The following is a 20,512-nucleotide window of genomic DNA, read 5'->3' as shown; positions in this document are numbered from 1 at the left end:
GCACCGTACCGCGGGCAGTTGGGACAAGGAGTGGACGATGGTCCACGACTCCTCCCGGATCCGCATCGAGCGCCGCCTCTACCTACCGCGACCCCGTACGAGTGGGAAGCCCCCCGCCTGGCCGAGGCCCCGGGACACCCGCCCGCGCCCGAAGCGCACCGCGTCGACCGCACCGACGTGGGAGTCCCCGTCCCCGACCGCCCGCCGGACGACGGCCCTGCACCTGGGCGTCCTCAAAGCGATGACCACCCACGACCTCAAGCATGTGATCGTTTACTCCCAACAAGTCGCCGACGCAGAAGACTTCGCCCGCCAATTCGGCCACACCCTGTGCACCCTCCCCACCGAACAGCGCCCCTCCTGGGCCGGCACCCTGTCCGTATCGTCAACCAACGGCAACCACACCCCCGACCAACGCGCGCAACCTCTTGACCACTTCGCGAACGCCGACCGCGCCGTGATCACCAACGTCCAGGTCCTAGTACTCCAGTTGCAGTTCGCTATCGCTGCTGGTCAGAGCTGGGGTCTGTGTAGCAAACGGTGGAACTCGGTCGGTTTTCTTCAGCGGCGTCCGGCGGTGAGCCGGCCGTCGAAGGTGATGTCGAAGGCTTGGAGTGCGGCCTTCCAGCGCATGGTCCAGCGTTTGCGTCCGGTGCCGGTCGGGTCCAGGCTCATGACGGCCAGGTAGACGCATTTGAGGGCGGCCTGGTCGGTGGGGAAGTGCCCCCGGGCCCGGACGGCCCTGCGGATCCGCGCGTTGATACTCTCGATCGCGTTGGTGGTGCAGACGATCTTGCGGATCTCCACGTCGAACTGGAGGAAGGGCACGAACTCCGCCCAGGCCGCCTCCCAGAGGCGAACGATCGCCGGATACTTTTTGCTCCAGGCGTCGGTGAACTCCACAAACCGCTCCAGGGCGGCGTCCTCGGTTGCCGCGGTGTAGACGGGCCTGAGCGCCCTCGCGATCTTCTCCCAGTCCTGCCGGGCCGCGTAACGAAAGCTGTTCCGCAGCAGGTGAACGACACAGGTCTGGACGATCGTCGCAGGCCAGACGGTGTTCACGGCGTCCGGCAGGCCGGTCAGGCCGTCACAGACCAGCATCAGGACATCAGCCGCGCCGCGATTCTTGATCTCGGTCAGGACCTGGAGCCAGTACTTTGCGCCCTCCCCGCCGTCGCCGATCCACAGACCCAGAATGTCCCGATGCCCCTCGGCAGTGACCGCCACCGCCATGTAGACAGGCCGGTTGGCGACCTGCCCGTCCCTGACCTTCACGTTCACACAATCGATGAAGACGACCGGGTAGACGCTGTCCAGCGGGCGGTTCTGCCATTCCGCCATGCCAGCCATCACACTGTCGGTGATCGCGGAGATCGTGGACTTGGAGATCTCCGTGCCGTACACCTCGGCGAGATGCGCGGAGATCTCCCCATGCGTCAGCCCTTTCGCCGACAGCGACAGGACCATCTCGTCCACCCCGCCCAGACGCCGCTGACGCTTCTTGACCAGCTGCGGCTCGAACGACCCCGCCCGGTCCCGCGGCACCGAGATCTCGACCGGCCCCGACTCGGTGACCACGGTCTTGGACCGGTGCCCGTTGCGGTAGTTGTCCCGACCGCCCTCGGCCCGCTCACCGGGCTGGTGCCCCAGATGATCAGTGAGCTCGCCCTCCAGGGCAGACTCCAGCACCCGCTTGGTCAGCAGCTGCAGCAGGCCACCCTCCCCGGTGAGCTTCACGCCACCGGCCTGAGCCCGGGCCACCAACTCGGCGACCAGCCCGTCATCCACGGCGCCCGTCCCACTCACAGGGGCCTTCCCGGCCTCGCTGCCACTCGTCACGTCAGTCATCAACTGTCGCTTCCAGCTCGGGAGTTACACCACTCACCGTACAGACCCGCACGAGGTATGAGCGGCCCGGTGCTGGGTGTGCGGTGGTGCGGTCGTGTCGTTTCCCTACGTGGGGTTACGGCACTGGGAGCGGGACGGAGGTCAGGCCCCCCGTGACGGAGGATGGTGCGAAGCAGTCGCTCCGGCGAACGACGCCGTGTAACTGGCCGCCGTCAGGGTGGTGCCCGGAACGGTGCGGGTGGGCGGGGCGAGGGTCGCCACGCCGTTGGCGTCGGTGACGGCCGTGCCGATCACGATCGGCCCGCTCACCGCGTTAGCGGTGAAGGCCACCGTCATGCCGGGGGCCGGTGCGTTGGTCGCGGCGTTCCTCAGCGTCGCGTTCATGACCTGGATAACGAAGGCGCCGTTGAGCCGTAGTTGGACCTTCCGGGATGGGCCGTGATGGTGGTGGCCACGCTCGTTGCGCTGATGACCACGAAGCCCGTCGAGGCTGTGAAGCACGTCCCCGTTGTAGTGGGCAATGATGGTGCCGGAGGCAGGCTGGTGGAACTGAAGCAGGCCTGGCCGGCGGCGTTGAGGGCAGCGGTCTGATTGAGGCCGCCAGGTCCGGTGAACGTCACCTCCCCGTGGGCGTGCCCCATCCGGGCGCGTTGGTGGTGACTGAGGCGCAGACCGCCACCGACTGGCCGCAGTTTCATGGGTTCGCTGTCGCCGTGACCGCGTTGTGGTCACCGAGTTGTCCCGACCGGCGAGCGGCAGGGTCGGATAGGCGCTGACGGCGTCGACATCGACGGACACGCCCGCATAGGGACTCACCGCGGCGGCCGGAGGGCCTCCAACTGCGGGAGTCGAACACGCCGGGCCGGCTGAGTCGTCATGCCGGGCCTGACCTTTCCCGTTTCCCCCTGAGGCAACTGCCGTGGGTGAACCCCTCGCCTTGTCGGTGGCGTCGCGCGGGCCGGAAACCGTTCTTGTATCGGTTCTGCAGGTCCGCTCAACGTTCATTACAGCAGTCAGATTTAAGGGCTGCTGTGCTGCCTGTGAAGGGAAGTGAGAATTGACATACCCAAGCATAGAATAATGCACGCCATCTTGAGAACGTCTGGATACCGGCGATGCTGTGGGACACAGGCAAGCCGACGCGTTGGAACCACCTCCTGTGGGGACTGCGGCGTTCACGCTGGGAGTTATGCGCCTGACCCTCGCTCGCATTCTTTTGTCTCCTGTGACCAGTTGCCGTGCCGCGTGGGCTATGGCCCGTAGTGCGGGCCGGCTCTGTTTCGACACTGCCTGGCGGGAGGAACGCGTGGCCAGACACCCTGATGAGCTGCTCTATCGTCAGTCCGGCCACCGCCCTCCCCGTGGTGCGGTACCCAGAAGAAGCGCCGAGCGTGCACCGCAACATTCAGAGACCGATCCGGACCCGGCCAGGGAAACATGAGCGACCTTAGGGGCCCGCCGGATGTGGCTGCTGATGCAGATGGCAACGGTGTGACGAGAGATGAACTTTCGTTTTCGGTCAACTTTCGTGACCCAGTTCTCCGTTCAGTGAGCGCAGGTCAAAGTTGCTGAAGATTTCCCTAACGTCCATAAAGTAGAGGAGAATTCATGCCTGACCTCAGTGCCTTGTCCACCGTGCTCGGCGCCGGGCTTCCGGCCACCTTCACGTTCCTCTACCAACGCCTGGAAAACCTGCTGGACCGGCACGGCCAGCCGGAGACAGTCCTGCCAGCCTCGGACGTCCTGCGTGGGGAACTGAGCCTGCCGCTCACCGCAGATCCGGAGGAGCTCGCTGAGAGGTTGGAGAACCTGGAGACTCTGCGCGACGTGCTGGACGGATACCGGCACGCCCCTGAGCACATCAGTGTGGATGATGTCCGGCTGCTGCGCATGCTGGGCCGGGTGCGCGGCACGCTCGAGGAGATCTACGGGCAGCGCTTGACGTTCGTGGGGGAGGAGGGCCGCGCACCTTCCGGGCCGTCCGCGCGGCAGAAGATCGGGACGCTGCGCGGCAAGGTTACCGCCGTCGACTCCGACTTCGTCGCGGGACCCGTGGAGACGAGCCAGGACGCCGTCACGGTGGAGAAGGGCGGGGAGATGACGGGCATCCGGGCCCGCTACATAGGCCCGCCGCCCGCCTCCCGGTAGCCCCGCCACCGTCCCTCCGGCCGTCTCGAGAAGGGAAGTACGTGACCTCAAGCGCTCCGTCTCCGCAGCTCGTGAACGATCTGCCGCCTGAGGCCGACTACGGCCTGCCGCCTGCTCTTACCGCATCCGAGATCGACTCGACCGATCCGACGCCCGAACCTGCCGTTGAGTCCCGCCCCGCCACCACGGGGGACGCTGCCCGCGCCGAGGTATCCGAATACCACGAACAGAGCACCGAGCCGTACTGGATCGCACAGGCCAACCAGCGCGTCGGCATCAACCGCGGCGTCATGATCGGCACGCTCATCGAACAGGGCATCCGGCGGCTGCGCGGCACCACCCTCACCCGCAAGGACATCGACGCACACCTACGGAACTACGTCCGGAGCCAGGATGACGACCACGCGATCAGCGAGATCCTGGGCAAGAGCCCCGTGGCCGTACTGACCGGTGCAGACGGCAGCGGCCGCTTCAGCACCGCGCTGGACATCTTGCGCCGCCGCGTGAACGGCGCCGTCCGCCAGGTACGGCGGGAACCCGGCAGCCCGTTTGACCTGAGCGGCCTGTACGAGCACAACACCGGCTGGATCCTGGACCTGCGGGCCGAGGTTCCCCCTGCCGGTTTCGGCCGCGAACTGGCCGAGGACGCCGACAAGTTGCCCCAGGGGTCTGTACTCATCGTCCTGATGAGTGCCGAGGCGTGGAAGAAGTGCGGCGACGGTGCGATCCACCTCAACCGCCTCCTTGCTGGCCCAAAGCGTGCCAACATCCTGCGAGAACATCTGAAGAACGTGCCGCTCATCATCGGCATCGACCGCTGGATTGAGGCCGAACCCATCCAGCGGGGGATCGCTCGGCTCCAGCCGTCGCAAGTTCAGGCCTGGGCCAACGCCATCGTCAACACGGAGGACGTCGAGCGGGACAAGGGCCGCCTCGTGCAGGGCCAGAATCCCGGCACCACGTATTTCACCGGCTTGGTCCAGAAGGTCGTCACAGCCGCCGAGGACTGGCGCAGCGACCTCCTCGCGTGGCACACCACCCACCAGGACAGCGACTACCGCAACTACCTGCTCGCCGCCGCGGTGCTCGAGGGCGCGAGCTCGGAGAAGATCTACGAGGCCTCCACCACTCTGGCCAAGGCACTCAAGGAAACACCCCAGCCCCGTCCCGGGCAGCAAGGGCTCGGTGTCGTGGCACTGACGCAGAAGGCCAACGCCGACCTTCAGCCGGACGGCACGATCCGATTCCGCTACCACAACTATGCCGAGGCCGTCGTCGACTACTTCTTGGACGACCGCCCGCACCTGCTGCAGGAGTTCACCACCTGGACCGCTGCCCAGGTCACCGGACTCGACGAAGACCTCGCCAGGCCGCTGACCCAGCGCGTCAGCCACTGGGTCGTGCACTACACAGCCCGCCACCGCAGAACCGCACTCCTGAAGTCCCTGGCCGAACAGTGGTCCACCATCTACAGCGACGCCGCCTGCGACCTCCTTGTCCTGGCCGCTGTGGACGACCGGACCGGAGACCTCGCCCGCACTGCTTACCGTCGGTGGACCAAACCCGAAGCCGTCCCGCTGTCCGCCGACTTCACGGCCGTCCTCATCCGCGCCTGTCGCCGCCTCGCCGAGGCCTACCCCGCCAGCATGCTCGGCCGCATCGCCGAACTCGCCACCAGGGCCCACGGCGACGGCGACGCCAGGAACGGCCGGACGGCCCAGATCACACAGGCCGTCAGCGAGGCCTTGAACGCCCTGTGGGACGATAGCGAGCAGCACTCGGGGATCATCCGCCAGCTGACCCAGTGGGCCAGCGACCCGCATGCCCCGTACCGGGCGGCAGCGCAGAGCACGTTCGCCCACCTCGCCCAGCGCCGCACCCCCGCCGGCCTGGCCCTCCTGACCGACCCCGCCATCGACACAGCATGGCTCACCGACATGTGGCGCAACGCCCTCCCCACCACCGGCTGGTCGCCGCCAGCCGCCGACGCCTTCGCCTACTGGATGCAGACGGCCCTGGAACACCCCGAGCGGCGCGAGACCATCGAGCAGATCGTGTGCGACGCCGTCCACCGCGCCGACGACCCGTACTACAGCGCCAACCGCCTGATCGCCATGCAGAACCTCCTATACAGCTGGGCCCCCGCACCTCCCGCCGTGCAGGACGCCAACGCCGTACGTCTGCGCGACCAGATACTCACCCGGCTGCGGGCCCAGGACCCCGCCGCGCCCCCGCTCCCTAGCACCCATGCGCCGCAGTCGTAGCCGATCCGGTTGGCCGGCGCCGCGCGCCGGCCAGCTCGCCGGAGGCAGCTACACGCTGCCCAGCAACACGCCCGGATTCCGCTTCCATGCTGAACTGACCGGCCGGTGGCAGGAGGTGCCCGCCGCCCGCCTCCATCACGATCCGCGCGCGACGGCCACCCATCACGCCCTGGAAACGGCCCGCGCCGCGGCCCGGCTGTACTCGCTCGGCGAGCACCGGGCCGCGCAGGCCCACATCAACACCCGCCTGGGTGCCGGGGCCGACCTCGACGGTGCCCCGGTCCGCCTCCTGTGGGCCGAAGCAGCCCTGACCGTGACCACCGAGGACTTGGCAGCGGCCACTGCCCTCGAACGGCGGCTGCACGAGGAGACGCTGAACGAACAGCGGCACCGTCGGCGCCATCAGGAAGCCGAAGAACTCCACCAGGCCCTGGCCGCCACCCCGACCCTGACACTGGCTTACTGGCTCACACACCACCCCGAGGCGACCGGCAGCGACACCATCGACGCCGTCAACCGGCTGGCACAGCAGATCACCGACCACGCGCCCGACAACGCCTGGGTCCAGACCGCCCGCCTGCTCCAGACCTTCGCTAAAGGGCTCAATGCGGGCCAGCGCGCCAACCTCGTGGAGAGCCTGGCGCAGATCGTCACCCGCTACGACCAGCCCCTCATGGCTGAGGACCTGCGGGCCATCGACACCTCCCCGGTCTCCCTCAACGGGCATGTGGCTCATGGCCCACCCGAGTCGGGGCCACCGGGACGCTGAGGCCCATTGCCTGCCGCGATCGTCGAGCCTGATTACTCGGCGCGGGGGGGCCTGTTGAGTCGGCACAGAGCGCGGTGCCGGTGTTGCCACCGGTCCGTTTCTCCGTGCCGCTCGCCGAACCCGGGCTGCTCGGCTGCGCCGCGGCCCATCGCCGAGGAGTGCGGCATCGGCTGCATCCTGGTCGACTCTCCTGCCCGGGCTGAAGAGGTCCGGGCGTTCTGCGGCGCTGAGGCCGAAGTGGCGATCTTCGATGACCTGCCTCGGACAGGTGCCAATCCCAACGGCAGCGACATGCACCGCAGCCCGGTCGTTTCCCCGCTGCAACTCGTCTATGTGGTCTACACCTCCGGATCCACGGGCAAGCCCAAGGGCGTGGGTGTCTCCCACGGCGACCTCTTGGCGTTCGCTCAGGACCCCTGCTGGTCAGGTGGACTGGACGAAAGCGTCCTTTACCACTCGCCGCTGAATTTTGACGCCTCGGTCTTCGAGATGTGGATGCCACTGCTGCGCGGCGGACGCGTGGTAGTCGCTCCGAGCGGCACCACGGACGCCTACACTTTGGGACGGCTCATCACCGACGAACAGGTCTCCTGCGCGTTCGTGACGACCTCGCTTTTCAACGTCCTGGTCGAGGAATACCCGGACGTCTTCGTCGGGATGCGCCAGGTCTGGACCGGCGGCGAGGCCGCTAATCCCTCCGTCGTCCAGCGTGCCCTGCGAGCCTGCGGCCCAGGCTCGGTGGTGAACGTCTATGGACCGACCGAGGCGACGATCTTCTCCACCTTCCACGTGGTACCGACGAGGTAGGCGCCTCGGTGCCGATCGGCCGCCCTCTGGCCGACGTACGCGCGTACGTCCTCGACGAGAACTTGCAGCCGGTGGACCCTGGTCAGGCCGGTAAACTCTGCTTGGCCGGGACAGGCGTCGCACGCGGCTACCACCAACGTCCCGCCCTGACCGCGGAGCGCTTCGCACCCGACCCCTTCTCCGGCGATGGCAGTCGCATGTACCGGACCGGGAACATCGTGCGCACGCGTGAGGGCATGCTGGAGTTCGTCGACCGCCAGGACAGGCAGGTGAAAGTCCGCGGCTTCCGCACCCAACTGGGCGAGATCGAGAACAGACTGACCCAGCGGGCGGACGTGTCGGCAGCGGTCGTGGTGACCCATGAGGACCGGCACGGGGACAACACACTGTACGCCTACCTGGTGCCACGCAGAGCGGACGGGGCATGGGGCGATGCACCCGCCTCGGCCAAGCAGCACGCCGACCCGGCGTGGGGCCGGCTCGTCCTTGAAGAGCTGCACCTGAGCCTGCCCGCCTACATGGTCCCCCTCGTCCTGCACGGTCCTGGACGGCCTGCCACTAACCCCCAAGGGCAAGCTCATGCGGGCCGCGTTGAAGGACGTGGTCGACCGGCATGAGAGCCTCCGGACCGTCTTTCCGTCTGATCGGGAAGACAACCCCGGTCAGAGGGTGCTTGACGCCGGACAGTGGGACCTGGAAGTGGCGGTCACTGAGTGCGCGCTGGAAGCTCCGGGGGACTGCCTCGTCAGCGTGGCACGCGCCCCGTTCGATCTGGAACACGAGACCGTACTGCTGCTCGTCCTGCATCACATCAGTGCCGACGGCTGGTCCCTCACCCCGCTGACCAGAGACCTCGGTACGGCATACGCAGCAAGAGCCGGCGGCCGGGACCCGGGGCTCATCCTCTTGCCCGTGCAGTGTGAACCGCAGGTGTACCAGCTCGGCGCGGGGTGTGCCGGTCGCGGTGCAGGTGCCCTCGCGGACGCCGCGTAGTACTTCGCTGTAGGTCTTGGCCATGCGCTTTCCCTGGTTGGCTCGGTGGTGGCGGACGGGTCCGTCCGCCGAGTGAGTGGATTACTCTTTGACTTGTTGTGAAGTTACCCCCCGTGCTGGTAACTTCACAACAAGTTAAAGAGTTGAATGGCGGAGGGTGGACGGGGTGCTGCAGATCCAGCTGGGAGCCGAGCGGCCCGCTGACACCGGCGACGGGCTGGGACGCGCCACGATCGGATGGCGCCCTGGGATGTCTGAAGATGAAGCCTGGCAGGCAGGGCGCGGCATCTGGAAGTTCAACGCCGACCGGGCTCTGTCCCAGGACGAGGTACAGATCATCAACACCGACGGCACGGTGCTCGCCGTCGCGAGGATCACCGGGATCTCCAAGCACGGCGCCCGCTACGCCCTCGAGGGCGACCTGCTGCGCGGCGATGCGCGGGTGGGCCGCCCCACCTCGAGCCCGCACTTGTCCCGCAACCCCGTCACCTACATCTGAGAGCCGCGGACCGATGAGCGACTTCGACGCGATCGACTCGCTGCTCGCGTCTCTCACCCCCCAGCCCGCGCTCCCCGAAGCCCAGGTACGCCGCGACCTGCGTGAGCGGGCCGGCCTGTCGAAGGCCCAGGTGGCCCGGACTCTCGGAGTGAGCCCCTCCACGGTCACGGGGTGGGAGACCGGCCGGGACCCCTCCGGGGAACTCAGAACGAAGTACGCCTACCTCCTGGACGGCTTGGCCGCGAAACTCACACCCCCCTCCCCACCGCCCGCAGACGAAGCCACCGCGCCCCGGCCCGCACGGGACGAGAGCACACCGGCCCCGGCAGCAGGCGGCGGCCTGGCCGCAGGCGACGACATGGACGACGTCGAAGCTCTGGCCGCGCCCGAGCCGTGTGTCCTGTGCGGGCAGCTTGCCCGCCACCAGGTCGCCGGTTTTCCCCAGCACCTCGACCCCGCCCAGTGCGCCACCACAGCCCCCGCACCCGACACCCCCGCCCAACGGAAGGTGGGCCGCACGGCGAAGCCGGTAAAGGCCGTGCCCGCGGGCCGCCGTGTGCGGGCCGCGTCCACCATCGACCCGTCCGGCCCGATCGCGGCGGCTGTGGCCGAGGCGCTCGAGGCGCACGAGGGCGATATGGAGGCGGCGACCGCATCCCTGGTCAAGCGGGCGATCCCGGACGCGATGGCCCTGCTGGACGAGACCCGCAGGGGCGGCCGCTACGCCATCGTCGCCCACCCCTGGATCCCGGACATCCTGCGCAAGCAGTCCGCGCGCGGCGCCGACCAGATCGAAGATCCGTTCCCAGAGACGGAGTTGGGCGGTTGCTGGGAGTGGATCTGGGAGGAAGTTGGGACGCTGTTGGGACGTCAGCCGCCGAGGAGGTCGAGGACGGCCCGCTGGTAGACCGCGTAGACCTGCGGCAACTCGGCCAGGTGGGCGCGCTCGTCGATGCCGTGCAGCCCCTCGTACGGCACCCCGAAGCCGGCCGTGGCGGGGATGCCTTCCCCGGCGAGCAGGTTGCCGATGTTCGACGGTCCCGCGGTCTTCGGCCGGACGGTGAGCCCTGCCTCGGTGGCGGCGTTCAGCAGGGCGGCGGCGGGCTGCTCGTCCTCGGCCAGGCGGAACGGCGGCCACGTGGCGACCGGGGCGACCTCCGTGGGCACCGGGGCGGGCAGCGCCGCATCCAGCTCGGCAACGGCCTTGCGGACCAGCGTCTCGGCGTCGTGCGCGTCGAAGCCGGGGGTCGTGCGCACGTCGACGTTGATGTCGACCCGGTCGGGGGTGACGGAGAAGCCCTGTCCGCCGTGGAAGGCGGTCACCGACAGCTTCGGTGGCAGCGGGAACCTCAAGCCTGTGTTGGCGCCGGGCAGCTCGGCCGCGTCGAGGAGCCGTACGAGGTGGGCGGCCCGGGTGATGGCGCCGATGACGGTCTTGCTGGACCCGGAGTGCCCGGAGGGGGCGTGCACGGCGATCGACGCTCGCCACAGGCCCCGGCCGCCGACCACCACCTCGTCCATGCCCGGGTAGCCGATCATCACCCCGGCGGGGCGGGCCGCGCGCGGGTCGGTGAGGTAGGCGCGGGCGCCACCGAAGCCGCCGGTGTGCTCATCGACGTCCAGGAGCACCGCGAGCCCGCCGTGCAGGGACTCGGCGCGGGGGGCGAGGTCGGCGGCGATGTGGCAGAATATCGCGGCGGCGAGCTTGGAGTCCGCCGCCCCCCCCGGCCGCGCAGCCAGCCGTCCACGATGTCGCCGCAGGCCGGCGGGAACGACCAGGCGGCCTCGTCGCCGTACGGGGCGGTGTCCACGCATGCGTCCAGCGTCCACCAGGAGCCCGGCCGCCCGCCGGGAATCTCCACCAGCAGCCCTACCAGGGCACCCGCCGCGTCGTGCAGGCGGCGGTGCGGCAGCTCGCGGGCGGCGAGCCAGTTCCCCAGCACTGTCAGGACGGGCTCGTAGTCGTCGATCCCGCCGCGGCTCGGCCGCCGGATCAGCTCGCTCGCCAGCTCGACCACGGACGCCGTACGAACCCGGGCCGCCCGCGACAAGTCCTCGATCACGCTTCTCCCTCGCCCCCTAGTTGTGCCGCACCGGCAGCGCGCGGACGGCTTCGATCGTCTCCACCGGCCGCGCCGACGCGCAGGCGAGTAAGACGCCGCAGTCGAAGCCCTCCGCCCCCGTGGAACGACGGCAGCGGCACCACGGCGGCGGTCTCGGAGGCGACGAAGAACCTCTCCAGAACCTCGGCGGGTTCCACCATCCCGACGTGCAGCGTCTTGACCCCCTTGTGGCGTGCGGACGGGTCGCGCAGCTCCAGCAGCCGCAGCAGGTGATCGGCCAGTGCCCGGTGCCGCGGGGGTCCGTACAGCACGCGGTAGTGGACGAGGTCCGGCTGCTGGGCCACGGCCGTCTCGATCGCCGCCAGATACGCCTTCTCCCGCGACCGGGAGCCGGTGACGACCAGCTGCTCGCGCGCGCCGGCCACGACGTCGACCATCGCCTCGACCAAGTCGCTCCAGCGGGTCAGCACCTTGACCACCACGGCGGTGCCGGAGGTCTCCAGCACGCTCGTGGCAGCGCCGTCCTGGTGGGCGAACAGCGCCTCCGGGCGTTCGCGGTAGAGCTGGCACAGACCTGCCCGGTTCCGTTTGCCCGTCCGGCGCCGGCCCGACTCCCACGCGCTCATCAGGCTCGCGTCCGTCGCACCCCCGGTGATCGCGTTCAGCGTGTCGGCCGCCTCCTCTAACGTCATGTTCAGCGCGAGCCGGGCCCGCTTGAGCGCCGAGTCCGTGCTACTGGCCGCGGCCACGGCGACCACCCCCTCCCCATCCACCGGCAATGCCCGCAGTCTTCCCCGCGCGCAGGCGGTTCAGCGCGACCCGTACGCCCGGGGTGTCTAGGCTCCCGGCCGGACAGTGGCCCGACGGGCAGCCACGTTTTTGAGCGAAGCGCCTGGTCGGCTTACAGGGCCCTATTCCGCCCGGACAAAGCCCCTTCACAGTCATGGCTACGGCTCGCGAGGAATTGTCAAGAGTTGTGGACCAGTTGAGGCCACCCTGGACGATCTCGTCGGTCAGGGAGCCGGACTCGATGGAACCGTCGACGGTGACGACGCTGAGCACGGGCGTGCCTTCCCGGCCCGAGCTGTGAGCGCGGCCTACTCGATGACCGTCACAGGAACCTTCGGGAAGGTACGTCCTCCGCGGCCCCCCGGGGCCTGATCCACAAGTCCTGAGCATGTTCTGGCGCAGTACACGCAGGGGCTTTCCCGTCGTTGTTGCTGGTCAGCCGGTGGCGTCGTCGGTTTCCCAGTCGATAGTGCGCCGGTACTCGGGGTGGTTTTTGTCCATCTGGATGGCGGCGTGGACGGGCAGGGGATGGCAGGTGCGGTGTTCCCACGCGAGGGCGTGGTTGCACAGCCTCGCGCAGGTCAGGGCGTAGGGCAGGGCGTCTTCCCCGTCGGGGTGCTGGATGACGGCGATCTCGGTGGCGGTGAGGTTGTACCAGGTCTCGGCCTGCTGTTCCTTGTCGTCGCAGCTCCAACGCCCTTGGGAGCGTCCGGACTTGGCCGATGGGGTCTTGCCGTCCATCTGATGGGGGCGGCGGCTCATGAGGAACGTGGTGTCGGTGTGGTCGAGTCGGAACAGCGCGTTGCTGGTCTTGTCGCCGTCGCGTTCGGTGCCGTCCTCGTGGATCTCGTGGAAGAGCGCAGGCAGCGGGATGCTCGGGTCGGCGCTGGAGGTGGTGCGGATGACCGCGCGGGGGCGGTGCTCGGGTGTGAGCGTGGCGCCGGGCAGCGCGGGCCTGCCATTGGCCAGGCCGTCGTCGTCGGGGAGCAGGTCGGCCTTCTTGTTGGCCAGAAGCGGCCAGACGGGGCGGGTGGAGTCCCCGGAGACATAGAGCACGTAGCCGCACTCGAGGTGCCGACTTAGTTCGAACAGGGCGTGGTCGATGCGTCGGGGCAGGGTGTCGTCGCCGCGGCTGCCCTCGGGGATGGGGTGGCTGCGGGACAGTGCCTGGGCGCGGGCGTAGTTGAGCCAGCGGCCTTTGCCGTCCCGGCCGGCGGGCAGGTAGGCCAGGGCCTTCCAGTGGGCGCCGACGGGGACGAAGGCGGTGAGGATCCACATGAGTTTGGGTTCCTCGGTGCGGTTGACGTGTTTCTCGCCGAGCTGGGCGCGCATGTGCAGGCCGAGGTGGGCGACGCGGTCTTTGAGGCCGCTTCCGGTGGAGATGGCGCGGGTCAGGCGGGGGTGGACCAGGCCGGCGGAGCGCAGCACGTCGCCGATGGCCATGTGGCCGGGGAAGTCCGCGGCGAGCTCCATGCCGAGGGCCTCCAAGGGGGATGTGGCATCGCGTTCCTTCTTCTTCGAGCGCAGCTTCTTCGTGGTGGGGGTGAGGAACTGGGCGAGTACGCCGTGCCGTGCGAGGTGCCGGGAGATTTCCGGCTTGGCGTCCAGCGTGTAGGGGTCGACGGCGCCTTCCTCCTCGCGGCGGGCGGCGCGGCGCTGGCGGCCCCACTCCTTGGCGTCGTACTCGGTCTCGACCAGGGCCAGGACCCCGGTGTCCTCGGCAGCCAGTCCGGGCAGAGCGTCGGTGAGCGCGCCACGCCGGTCGTGGTGGCCGCCGTGGGACAGCAGCTCGGGGGCCCGGTGCAGCAGCACCTCGGTGTGACAGCCGAGCGCGACGATCTCGTCGTCGGGCATACCGTCGGCGAGATCGGGTCGGTTGAAGTGGTAGGCCAGCAGCCGCTGCATGCGGGTGCGCATCTCCTGGTGCTCGTACAGGGCCAGGATGCGCAGCCTGGAGCAGCCCGCGGCGGCCATGATGTCCTTGAGACCGGCGTCGTCGAGGAGCGTGGCATCGCGGCCGTACTCGGTCTTGCGGGCGGCCACCGAGAGCACCTTGGCGACCTGCAGGCCGCGGACGAGGTCCTGCCCGGTGACCGTGGTCAGATGGTCGGCCAGGGCGGTGACGGTGTGCAGGCCGACGCCTTTGCCGATGGGGAACGACTTCGAGAACGGGATGAGCGCACGGAAGCCGCCGGGCTCGCCGGACAGGTCCATGGCGCTGATGGGCAGGAACTCGGTGTCCTCGGGGCTGCGGGGGAACACGGGCTCGTCCATCAGCCGCACCCACGCATCCAGGGCCAGACGGCTGGTGTGCTCGAGATGGGTGTACTTGCCTTTGCCGCCCAGGCCCACGCGGAGCAGCGGGGCGCCGGGGGAGCGGGGCGCCCACCAGGCGGTGCGGGCGCCGTTGATCTGGTTGCTCAGCCTCGAGACGCGGGGTGTCATGACCGCCAGGGGGACGGGCAGCGAGTGCAGCGACTTCATCGCCACATCCACGCGCAGCGCGGCGTAGTGGCGTCGGACCTTCCACTCCTCCGGCGCCTCGGCTTCTTCGCCGGCCGCTTCCTTGCCCTTCTTTTCCTTGGCAGGGCGGGCCTCAAGCCAGTTGTTCGACCACAGGTGTCCGGTATCCCAGACCATGATGTTGTTCTCGGTGTCCGAGCGCCAGGGGACGGTACGGCCGTCCACCTTCAGGCCTGTCCGGGCCAAGAGGGAGGCGAGGTTCCAGCCGGCCGCGTCCCATACCCAGCCGTCCGCGTCCACGGCGCGCGGGCCGAGACGGACGTGGTCCCACACCGCCACCTGCTCGGGCTCCACGGAGGCGAACAGGTCGGCGAGACCACTGGTGTAGGCCAGTGAGATGTCGTCCGCCGGCGTCTGCAGCAGAGCCTGCTCCCACAGCGCGACCACGGCCCGAAGATGCGCCGACGGCAGCTTCTTGGACAGGGCGAGGAACTGGGGCGGTCTGCTCTTGCTGGTGGGATACAGCGAGGCGCTGGTGGTGCCGCTCGCCCGAAGCACCATCAGCAGCCCGGTATAGGGCAGGTTGGCTTTCGATCCGGTCTTGCCGCGGTAGACGGCATGCAGTCTGTTCCACTCGTGCTCGATCTTGTCCGGGAAGCGGTACAGCCACACGGTGCCCGTCAGCTCGCGGGTCAACGGTGCGGCCAGCATGGACATGCGGGTGTCCTGGGATGGCATTACTTCCGTCCTCGGGCGTCCAGGGTCGGGGCGGGGATGAGGGTGACCGGGTTGGGCAGCAGGTCCTCGCTGTGGGCGAGGTCGAGCCAGGCGGTGAGGGTGGAGCCGTAGACACGGCGCAGGATGTCCTGCTCGTCGGTGTCGAGCTGCCCGTAGTAGGAGCGCAGCAGGCGGGGGAAGTCGCAGCCCAGCTGCTGGTTGAAGAAGGCGTGGTCGACCAGGTAGAGCTCGACGGGGGTGCCGCCGCGCCGTGCGCGGCCGGCTAGCTGGATGAGCTCAACGAGGATGCCCGCCAGCACCTCGGTCTTGAGGAACTTCGGCATGCGGGAGAACCGCGGGTCGGTGCGCAGCAGCAGCTCCCGCTGGCGTACGGCCGCGGTGCGCTGGGAGGCGAGCATGCCCGCGGGGTCGGCGCTGACCGTGCCGGCGGCGACACCGCAGGCGTTGATGCTCGCGTACATGACGGCCGGCTCGTGCAGGTGCGTGATCGGGCGCACCCCCACCCACACCGAGGCGAGCGCCGAGCGGTCGGTGTGCGGGATGAGGATGTTCAGGCCGCGGGAGACCACCGACAGCGGTGCGCAGATCACCTTCACCCTCGGGTGGGTGGCGGGCAGGTCCTCGAGTTCGTCGATGGTCACCCGCACCACGCCCTCGGGCAGGGCCACGGCCGTCTTGGAGGCGTCCCGGCTGTTGCTGACGAGGACCGCGACCCATTCCGGCCGGCCGCACGCGGCCGCGACCCCGGCGGCCATGATCTCCGCGTGGAAGTAGGAGTTCCCGGCCAGCAGCGCCAGCTCCCGCAGCGGGTCGTTGCGGGCGACTTTCTCCAGGTGCGACGACAGCTGGGTGTGCCATAGTCGCTCGGCGAGTTTGCGCAGCTCGGAGGGTTTGCGTTTCTCCTCCACGCCGCCGATCGAGATCGGCTGCCAGCCGGTATCGGTGGCCGACACGCTCCCGGCATGAGCGGTGACCGCGCCGACAGCGGCGTCGGTCATCACGTAGGCGGGCAGGGCGTGCACGTGCTGCAGGGCGGCCCTGGGGAAGAACGCGGTGGCGGACAGCCCGAGCACGCTGCGCCGCACTCCCGCGGTCGCCAGGGCGACGGTGTCGCCTAGGCGGACAGTGGAGGTGTGCGGGTCGCCGCCCAGAGACTGCAGCGACAGCCGGCCGGACCCCCCGGCGTTCTTGTCGAGCTTGAACCCGTACAGGTTCTGCCCCAGGGGCCCGTAGGGAATCGGCTCGTCGCGGGGGATCAGCCCCATCGTGGACACCAGGTCAGTGGCCGCGTTCAGCTCCCCCAGCAGCGGCAGGAGCGACCACTTCAAGGTGTGCAGCTCGTTGTGGAGCGCACCGAGCCAGGCCCGCACCAGCAGATCATTGACCAGCGCGGCGCGCCGGGAGGCGGGCACGTTGAAGGGCGCGCCGCCCAGGATCCGTGAGAGGGAGTCCTTGAAAACCGCGAGCTTTCTGCTGCGACGAGTGCCCTGGACCTTGCCGGCCAGAGCCTGGCGGATCTGCTCGGCGAGCGGCTGCCAGCCATCCGGCAGCTCGGCGTCGGTCTGTTCGCCGGGGAAGAGTGCGAGGTAGGCCTGGTGGACTCCTGCACTGACCTCGGCATCCGACGAGGCGCCCGTCAGGACGCGACACAGCTCGGCGTCCTTCTTGCCCACCATGTACCAGCCCGAGCCAGGACGATTCTGGCGCTCCTGCTCGGACTCCAGATACAGATGCCCGGTCAACACGTTGTCCAGGAAGGTCTCGCTGAGCCGACGCGCCTCCATCAGCGGGCTGGTCACCAACAGGTTCTTCAGCGCAGTCAGGCCGTTGCGGTGCCGGTCGACTTCTTCCAGCCGCCCGCCGCTGCCGCGGCCACGGCTGATGAGAGTGAACTCTTGCGCGCCCTGCGTACACCAGGTGGACTGGAAGGCGTCAACCTCATCGATGATCACGACGCGGCAGCGGCGCAGCACGAACTCCAGCACGCTCATGTCGCCGACGACCCGCTCACCGTCCACCTCGACGGGCACCTTGCAGCGCCCCCGGATCAGGTTGTGGTGGTTGGTCACGATGATGTCGGCCTCGGAGGCCTGCCGGACGTGCTCAAAACGCCGGCAGATCCCCATGCGCGGGCACAGATGCCTGCCGCCGGACTTCGGTTCGGCGGGCCCGTCGAGCCACTCCAGTTGGGTGCAGGGGAGCTTGGCGCGGTCCAGCCGCGGGCCGTCCACCTGCCAACCGGTCATCTCACAGCCGCTGGCGAACTGCTCGAACCGGTCCTCGCGGCCCTGTGAGAACGCGAGCTGCGCCTGGTCGTCGTAGCGTGAGGAGGCCACCCACGGCACCACTCGCAGGGGCCTTCCGGCCCGCTCGGCCGCGTCCTGTACAGCGGCGGCCGTCTCCTCGACCAGTGCGTCATCCGCGCCCAGCTGCTCGGCGGTCCCCAGCCCTTCACGGATGCGGCCCACCACCATGAGGACCGGCCCCTGGCCGCTCGCCGCAAGAAGGTGGGCCGCATCCCGCATCAGCACGCTCTTTCCCACCCCTGTGGGCGCGTTCAGCAGCGTCATCGCCCCGGCAGGAAGCCGCAGCTCCACCGCCGTACGGCCGTAGGCGTCCGTGAGCCGGTCGAAGAATCCCTGCAGCAGGCCGGGCTTCCACCCGAACCTTTCCGGCTGGGCTCTCGCCTGGCCCATCACCCGGTCCATCACGGCTTCGCGCGGCAGCCTCGCCACCTCAAGGAACGGCTCGGTGCGCAGGCGGACCGGCGCCACGAAGGCGTTCTTCTCGCTGGCAGGAATCTCTACCGTGTACAGCCCATCGTGACCGAACGCCCACAGGCCTTCGCCGGCCGTCGGCCGGGCCGTCTCCAGCATGCCCCGGTAGTCCTCGGCCTCCTGAACCAGGTTCTCGGCCAGGACGAGGGGCTCTTGAGCATGGCAGGCCACCAGCCAGTGGGTCTCGTCGGCGTTCGACTCCTCCGGAATCCGGAACAGCGCCGTGGGAGCCACCGCGTACTCCAGCACCGCCTCACGGAACGTCTCCGGCTGAGCCAGGTCCCCCTCCTGCCTGATCGCCTGCCACAACCGGCCCACCAGCTCGTACTCGGCGCGCGGCAGCGACAGCCACGCCCCCCACAGATCGGTGCGCCGACCGGCGAACATCGCCGCGAAGTCCAACGGAACCCCGCGCCGGCCATCGACGGTCTCGAAGGCGAAGCACTGCTGAGACAGGGTGAGATAGGCCGCGATGGCACAGCGCTGCAACGCCTCACGGACCTCACCGGTCGTCTTCACGACTCACCCCGGCACCAGCGGCGAACCTCGCCGACGAGGTCCTCATCGGTCATCACCTCGAAGTCCGGACGCCCGGCAAGACGTGCCCGCAGCAGCGGAAGATCGGACCGCTGCCGGTGGGGGACCACGATGGTCAGCGGTACCGCTCCGCCCAGCACGGGACGCTCGAGCAGCGCATCGGCCAGGGCCGCGAAGGACCGCCACGTTTTCGCATCCACCCGCCACTGCTTGGCCACCAGAGGGTCGGCGGCCGTGATGTGCAGGTCGTAGCGGTCGCCGTCCGGGTACATGAGGATCTCGAGACCGGCGATGCCGGCCAGCGCGTCCCGGATCGCGAACTCCATACGCCCCGGCAGGGTCAGATACCGCCACACCGTCCGGGAGACCGCCAAGCAGTCGCCGGCAGCCGGGAAGCCTTCGACCTGACCGGCCAGACCGCCCCCACCCTCCAGAACCGGAGGGCCGCCGCCCCGCACCGGCCGGTAGGTGTACTGCGCCCCCTCCAGAAGGTGGGCATCGCACGAGACGACGAAGACACCGCCGCCGGCGGACTGAGCCCGCATCGGCCAGGCACAGGCGGGGCACGGGAAGCACCAGCCCGCAGCGTTGCACCATGGCCAGGACGAGACCGGCTCGAAGAACCCGAACCGCCCCCACAACCCGCCCCACTTCTCCCACAGCACACCCTGCTCCGCCACCGGATCACTCGCCAGCAGCTCGCGCACCCTCGCGTAATCGTCCGGCGGAAGCCGCCGGATCTCCGCGTACAGCTGCTGTTCCTCCTGCTCGGCGCGCAAGCGCGCCCAGGGCCAGTACTCCATCAACGCCTGCTGCGGCACGAGATGTTCGCGGCCCAGATCTTCCACGGCATCGCACAGCAAGCCGTCCTCGCTCAGCAGCCTCATCCCGCCGAGCGGGTCGTCCCCCTCGCCGCCGGCAGGCAGAAGGGGCGCGAGCCCGTGGCGCAGTCCGTGCCGCAGCACGCCCATGTCCAAGGAGGCGGCCGTGCCCGCACCATGGGTCGAGCGCAGAACCCCGAGGCAGTCGATGAGCCGGGCGGCGCGCTGGCCAGGGTCGCTGATGCGGTCTGCTTCCGCTACAGCGGCTGCGCAGCACGCGGTCAGCGCCAGGTCGCGGCGCCATCGAGGAGTGTTCCGTTCCACGAGACCCATACCGGGCTGAATAGAGCAAAAACCTAATGAATGTCGCGTACGGTGCCGATCATGAACACCAAGACCGCCCCATCGGCCCAACCCGAGACCCTCACCAGCACCACTCCATCACGCGAGACCACCGAACCCTGGCTGTGGGCCGCCGCCCCGGACACCCCCCTGACCGGAAACGACCATCCCTTCAGCGGCAAATGGATGTGGTTCACTCCGCTCAGCCTTCTCGATGCCTCCTGGGCCACGATCCGCGCCGCCACCCAAGACGGCCTTCTCGGTTACCGCAGCAAGGCAGGCACGCTCGTCAACACCCGGCCCAAGAGCGACGACACCCGCCGCCCCATCTGCATCTACACCCAAGACTGGCGCGACGTCGACGACGTCCAACGGGTACTGATCCGCCTCCGCGCCCTCGGCATCGTCGACGTCCTGCTCTACAAGACCGACAGCGACACTCTCAACGGCCGCTACGGCACCGGCGCCAGCACCTTCGTCGCGCCCGCCGCCAAGCCGAAAGTGGTCATCCCCCGACGCACCCGAGAAGCCCTCGAACACCACCACGCCGCGCGAGCCCAGGCCCGAAGAGCCGCTGCCGCACGCAGGAAAGCACCATCACCGAAGCACACCTGACACCCGCAGCGGCACCAAGTGAGCCGACTTTCGAAGCCC

The 20,512-nt window shown here is 69.1% G+C and carries 16 protein-coding genes; 9 read left to right on the top strand and 7 right to left on the bottom strand.

Annotated elements, in window-relative coordinates:
* Window positions 1–561 precede the first annotated feature (561 nt).
* Together Sm713_RS24465 and Sm713_RS24460 are read right to left on the bottom strand one after the other, a co-directional pair.
* Window positions 562–1,848: an IS256 family transposase gene (locus tag Sm713_RS24465; protein ID WP_212912260.1), complete on the bottom strand. Its 1,287-nt coding sequence runs from the start codon at window positions 1,846–1,848 to the stop codon at window positions 562–564.
* Window positions 1,849–1,989: 141 nt separating this feature from the next.
* Window positions 1,990–2,232, bottom strand: a complete 243-nt coding sequence (locus tag Sm713_RS24460) for a hypothetical protein (RefSeq protein WP_212912259.1) — start codon at window positions 2,230–2,232, stop codon at window positions 1,990–1,992.
* Window positions 2,233–3,456: 1,224 nt separating this feature from the next.
* Between Sm713_RS24460 and Sm713_RS24455 the strand changes: the two genes are divergently transcribed.
* The 8 genes from Sm713_RS24455 to Sm713_RS24420 all read left to right on the top strand — a co-directional run bounded on the left by Sm713_RS24455 (window position 3,457) and on the right by Sm713_RS24420 (window position 10,235).
* Window positions 3,457–3,996, top strand: a complete 540-nt coding sequence (locus tag Sm713_RS24455; protein WP_212912258.1) for a hypothetical protein — start codon at window positions 3,457–3,459, stop codon at window positions 3,994–3,996.
* 41 nt (window positions 3,997–4,037) lie between these two features.
* The gene (locus Sm713_RS24450) at window positions 4,038–6,260 is read left to right on the top strand and encodes a hypothetical protein (protein ID WP_212912257.1); all 2,223 of its coding nucleotides are present in this window, start codon (window positions 4,038–4,040) and stop codon (window positions 6,258–6,260) included.
* On the top strand, window positions 6,244–7,029 hold the full coding sequence (locus tag Sm713_RS24445; RefSeq protein WP_212912256.1) for a hypothetical protein: 786 nt from the start codon (window positions 6,244–6,246) through the stop codon (window positions 7,027–7,029). The genes Sm713_RS24450 and Sm713_RS24445 overlap by 17 nt, the downstream gene beginning before the upstream one ends.
* 6 nt (window positions 7,030–7,035) lie before the next feature.
* The gene (locus tag Sm713_RS41240; RefSeq protein WP_212912255.1) at window positions 7,036–7,836 is read left to right on the top strand and encodes an AMP-binding protein; all 801 of its coding nucleotides are present in this window, start codon (window positions 7,036–7,038) and stop codon (window positions 7,834–7,836) included.
* Window positions 7,837–7,844: 8 nt separating this feature from the next.
* Complete coding sequence (locus tag Sm713_RS41235) at window positions 7,845–8,453, top strand: AMP-binding protein (RefSeq protein WP_212912254.1); 609 nt, start codon at window positions 7,845–7,847, stop codon at window positions 8,451–8,453.
* Complete coding sequence (locus Sm713_RS24430) at window positions 8,416–8,829, top strand: condensation domain-containing protein (RefSeq protein ID WP_212912253.1); 414 nt, start codon at window positions 8,416–8,418, stop codon at window positions 8,827–8,829. Before Sm713_RS41235 ends, Sm713_RS24430 begins: the two co-directional genes overlap by 38 nt.
* Window positions 8,830–8,995: 166 nt before the next feature.
* Window positions 8,996–9,328, top strand: a complete 333-nt coding sequence (locus tag Sm713_RS24425; RefSeq protein WP_212912252.1) for a hypothetical protein — start codon at window positions 8,996–8,998, stop codon at window positions 9,326–9,328.
* 13 nt (window positions 9,329–9,341) lie between these two features.
* The gene (locus Sm713_RS24420; RefSeq protein ID WP_212912251.1) at window positions 9,342–10,235 is read left to right on the top strand and encodes a helix-turn-helix transcriptional regulator; all 894 of its coding nucleotides are present in this window, start codon (window positions 9,342–9,344) and stop codon (window positions 10,233–10,235) included.
* Here Sm713_RS24420 and Sm713_RS24415 read toward each other — a convergent pair.
* The 5 genes from Sm713_RS24415 to Sm713_RS24395 form a co-directional block, all read right to left on the bottom strand.
* Window positions 10,199–11,143, bottom strand: coding sequence for a M20 family metallopeptidase (locus Sm713_RS24415; RefSeq protein WP_249416669.1), 945 nt, complete (start codon window positions 11,141–11,143; stop codon window positions 10,199–10,201). The two genes, Sm713_RS24420 and Sm713_RS24415, sit on opposite strands and share 37 nt — an antisense overlap.
* 244 nt (window positions 11,144–11,387) lie before the next feature.
* Window positions 11,388–12,140, bottom strand: coding sequence for an XRE family transcriptional regulator (locus Sm713_RS24410; RefSeq protein ID WP_249416668.1), 753 nt, complete (start codon window positions 12,138–12,140; stop codon window positions 11,388–11,390).
* A gap of 475 nt (window positions 12,141–12,615) precedes the next feature.
* On the bottom strand, window positions 12,616–15,381 hold the full coding sequence (locus tag Sm713_RS24405; protein ID WP_212912250.1) for an RNaseH domain-containing protein: 2,766 nt from the start codon (window positions 15,379–15,381) through the stop codon (window positions 12,616–12,618).
* The gene (locus tag Sm713_RS24400) at window positions 15,381–18,677 is read right to left on the bottom strand and encodes a hypothetical protein (RefSeq protein WP_212912249.1); all 3,297 of its coding nucleotides are present in this window, start codon (window positions 18,675–18,677) and stop codon (window positions 15,381–15,383) included. Before Sm713_RS24400 ends, Sm713_RS24405 begins: the two co-directional genes overlap by 1 nt.
* Window positions 18,674–19,666, bottom strand: coding sequence for a hypothetical protein (locus tag Sm713_RS24395; protein WP_249416673.1), 993 nt, complete (start codon window positions 19,664–19,666; stop codon window positions 18,674–18,676). Before Sm713_RS24395 ends, Sm713_RS24400 begins: the two co-directional genes overlap by 4 nt.
* A gap of 234 nt (window positions 19,667–19,900) precedes the next feature.
* Between Sm713_RS24395 and Sm713_RS24390 the strand changes: the two genes are divergently transcribed.
* Window positions 19,901–20,473, top strand: coding sequence for a putative phosphothreonine lyase domain-containg protein (locus Sm713_RS24390; RefSeq protein WP_212912247.1), 573 nt, complete (start codon window positions 19,901–19,903; stop codon window positions 20,471–20,473).
* Window positions 20,474–20,512 lie beyond the last annotated feature (39 nt).

Origin of the sequence: Streptomyces sp. TS71-3 (assembly GCF_018327685.1) — a bacterium.
Lineage (GTDB): Bacteria > Actinomycetota > Actinomycetes > Streptomycetales > Streptomycetaceae > Streptomyces.
Note: the sequence above shows the minus strand (reverse complement) of the source record. Positions and strands in the feature narration are given on the sequence as shown.